This window comes from Actinomadura sp. (assembly GCF_044508335.1).
In the GTDB taxonomy this organism is placed as follows: Bacteria; Actinomycetota; Actinomycetes; order Streptosporangiales; family Streptosporangiaceae; genus Spirillospora.
Genome location: NZ_JBIQHY010000116.1, coordinates 18,649 through 21,962 on the forward strand (window position 1 = coordinate 18,649; position 3,314 = coordinate 21,962).

Annotated in this window: 3 protein-coding genes and 1 pseudogene; 2 read left to right on the plus strand and 2 right to left on the minus strand. The window is 78.3% G+C overall.

Translation table 11 applies throughout. The features are described 5' to 3' along the window. Nucleotides 1-211, minus strand: a pseudogene (locus ACIWVC_RS28385) (hypothetical protein); the annotation flags it as partial. On the opposite strand from ACIWVC_RS28385, the gene ACIWVC_RS28390 reads away from it, so the two are divergent. After that, on the plus strand, nucleotides 210-641 hold the full coding sequence (locus tag ACIWVC_RS28390; protein ID WP_396452328.1) for an ABC transporter permease: 432 nt from the start codon (nucleotides 210-212) through the stop codon (nucleotides 639-641). The pseudogene ACIWVC_RS28385 and the gene ACIWVC_RS28390 overlap by 2 nt on opposite strands. Here the strand turns inward: ACIWVC_RS28390 and ACIWVC_RS28395 are convergent. Beyond that, nucleotides 539-1,600: an EamA family transporter gene (locus tag ACIWVC_RS28395; protein WP_396452326.1), complete on the minus strand. Its 1,062-nt coding sequence runs from the start codon at nucleotides 1,598-1,600 to the stop codon at nucleotides 539-541. The genes ACIWVC_RS28390 and ACIWVC_RS28395 overlap by 103 nt on opposite strands. Before the next feature lie 151 nt (nucleotides 1,601-1,751). On the opposite strand from ACIWVC_RS28395, the gene ACIWVC_RS28400 reads away from it, so the two are divergent. Then, nucleotides 1,752-3,314, plus strand: a 1,563-nt coding sequence (locus ACIWVC_RS28400) for a hypothetical protein (protein ID WP_396454799.1), incomplete at its 3' end; no start/stop codon positions are given.

Sequence of the window (3,314 nt, forward strand, 5' to 3'; positions counted from 1 at the left end):
CCGCACCGCCCGCCGCACCGCCCGCCGCATCGTCGTTCGGGGCGGCGGGTCCGGGCGGGGCGGCGGCGTAGCCGCCGAGGCCGTGTTCGAGCAGGTCGAAGGCGCGGCGGGCGGCGGCGTAGACGTCCTCGCGCATCTCCTCCAGGGTCTCCCCGGCGCTCTTGCGGTCGGCGATCTGCTCGACGAGCCGGGTCTGCACCGCGAAGATCATGGCGGTCGTCGTGGCGTTCCAGGGGGTGCTGCTGGTGGCGGCCGGGCTGGCGCTGGGGCTGCGCGCCCCGGTGGGCGGCATCGCGGTCGGGCTGCTGCTGGTGGCGGCGCTCGCGGTCGGCGTCGCGTCGCTGTCCTACGTCCTGGCGATGCGGACCCGCGCCGAGGACGCGTTCGCGCCGCTGCTGTCGGCGGTGACGCTGCCGCTGATGCTGCTGTCGGGGATCCTGCTGCCGATGGGCCTGGCGCCGCGCCGGCTGGACGTGCTGTCGCGGCTCACCCCGTTCCGGTACGTGGTGGACGCGGCGCGGGCGGCGTTCCTGGGCGACTACGCGGCCGCGGCGCCGGCCGAGGGCGCGCTGGTCACGGTGGTGCTGCCGGCGGTGTCGGTGACCTTGGGCGCCCGCCGCTTCCGCGCCGGCGACACCTGACCGCCCGGCGGGGCCGCGCCGCCGCCTCCCGGTCCGGCGGCGGCGCGGCCGGCGGCGCGCTGGGCGATGTAGGCGCCGGCCAGGACGATCGCGCCGCCTGCCATCTGCGCCGGGGCGAGGCGCTCGCCGAGCACGGCCCAGGCGATGAGGGCGGCGGCGACGGCCTCGGTGTAGCAGATCGCGCCGCCGACCTGCGCGGGCAGCCGCTGCAGGCCCGCGACGCCGGCGAGGTAGGCCGCGACGGTGCTGACGATCCCGATCCAGGCGGCCAGCGCCCAGCCGGGGGCGGTGTGCCCGGCGAAGGGGACCTGCGCGGGCAGCACGTCCCACGCCAGCGCCCACGGGGCGGCCGGGACGGTGAGCACGGCGGCGCCGACGACGCTGCCGGCGGTGGTGATGACCAGCGGGTCGACCCGCCCGGCGAGCCGGTCGATGATCAGGAAGTAGCTCGCCTGGCAGGCGGCGGCGCCCAGGCCCGCGGCGAGGCCGACCGGGTCCAGCGACAGGCCCGTCCACACCTGCACGACCAGCGCCAGCCCGGCCATGGCGGTCGCGACGCCGGCGGCGGCGGTGCGGTGCACCGGGACGCGGCGCACCAGCCGCAGCCACGCCAGCACGATGACGGGCCCGCTGAACTCCAGCAGGATCGCCACCCCCACCGGCAGCCGCGACGCCGCGACGAAGTAGCACGCCTGGCAGCCCGCGACGCCCGTCAGCCCGTACCAGATCAGCGGCCGGGCGTGGGCGCGCAGCCCGGCCGGCGCCGCCCGTCCCCGCACGGCCGCGGCGACGGGCACCAGCACCAGCGCGGCGACCGCGATCCGCAGCCACACCGCCTGCAGCGGGCCGAGCCCCGCCTCGATCAGCGCCTTGCCGAATGGGCCGGACGACCCGAAGCACACCGACGACAGCAGCACCAGGCCGACGCCGGCCGCCCGGGTGCGTGCGGCACCGTCCATCGCCACCTCCAGCTCGCCGCGCGGTCCGCCCGCCCCCGCGGCGAGCTAATGAGCATCCTGCCATAACAGTCCTTACACGCCGAGGGGCGGATACCGGGCCGTGACTGCGGCGATGCCGGACGGACCGCCCCGGGCGACTACTATTCGCCGGATGAGCTGGCAGGCGGCCGGGGCGGGGCCCGGCGGAACCGGAGGCGGCCCGAGCGGCGACCTGTTCGCCTCCGTCGAAGGCAACGTGCGGGAACTGGTGGCCTCGCCGTGGTGGCGGACCGCCCAGCCCGCCGACCGCGCGGCCCAGGTCGCCGCGCGGATGCTGTGGGGCGCCGGCGAATGGTGGCTGTACGGGGCGTGGGGCCGCTGGTACCGGTGCGGCCTGGACGGCGCCTGGCACCCCTGCCCGCCCCCCGCCGACTTCGAGGACCGCCGCGTCGCCGTGCCGGCGCCGCGCGGCGCCGGCACCCCGCCCGTCCCGCCGCAGCTGTTCCCCACCGGCCCCGACCTGGCGGCCGGGCGGGTCGCGCCGCTGGGGTTCCTCGGCCCGGTCCCCGACACCGCCGTCGTGGCGCGCATCTCCCAGGCCCTCACCACCGCGCTGGCCGTCGACCCGCAGCAGTTCGCCCAGCGCGACCCCATGTTCCAGCCGGGCACGCCCAGCACCGTCGCCGCCGCGTGGGGCGCGCTGCTGTGGTGCGCCGGGTCGCCGGTCGCGCTGACCGAGAACCCGCTGATCGAGTCGTTCATCCCGTTCCTGACGACCTCGGCGGACCGGCTGCACTGGATGATGCCGCCCGACTTCGCCACCCTGGCCGGCTACTACATCCACCGGCTCGGCGCCGGCGACGGCGGCGGCGCCGCCCACATCGCCCGCGTCATGTACGAGGTCGCCGCCGGGCTGCAGGCCGACCCCCGCTTCCGGCCCGGCGCCGACGCGCTCGCCGCGATCACGGCCGCGTCGCTGCGGACGGTCAACCAGGACATGGCGACCGTCCGGTACGGGCCCGGCGCCGTGCTGCAGGAGTGGCGGCGCCGCTGCCCCGCCGAGTACGCCATCCCGATGGTCCGCGACACCGCGCCCGGCGAGTACCTGCGGCTGGCCCTGTACGACCTGCAGCAGATCGTCGCCGGGCTGACCGGCCCCCGCCCCGCGGCGCCCGGCCGCGGCCACGACGAGGTCCGCCGCGCCGGGATCGCGGTGCTGGCCGCCGACCTGCAGGCCGCGCCGGGCGCGCTGCCGGCGCTGCAGCGGTGGCTGGACCCCGACAGCGCCCGCACCCTGCAGGCCGTCCTGTCGGACCCGGCGAACCCGCTGCGCGAGCTGTGGCCCCGCGACGGGCGCCTGCCGGACGCGCTGCGCAGCGACGACGCCGAGGCGCTGGGGGCCCTGCTGGCCACCACCTACACCCTCGGGCTGACCTGGTGCCGGCTCGCGCAGGTCGCGCCGCCGGCGACGGGGTTCGCGGTGCCGCAGGCGGTCGCGGCGGAGCTGACGTCCCCGGCGATGCACAGCCCGCCGTCCACCGACGAGCTGTCGGCGTGGGACATCATCAAGGCCGCCCGCGCCCACATGGCCGCCGAGCGCGCCTCGGCGGGCGGCGACCAGCCGGTCGCGCCGGTGCCCGATCCGGCGCAGGCCGCGCCGGGCCCGCCGCCGGCGGTGGCGCCGGCCCCTCCCCCGGCCGCACCAGGCTGCGCGACACGAGGGAGGAAATCGAGT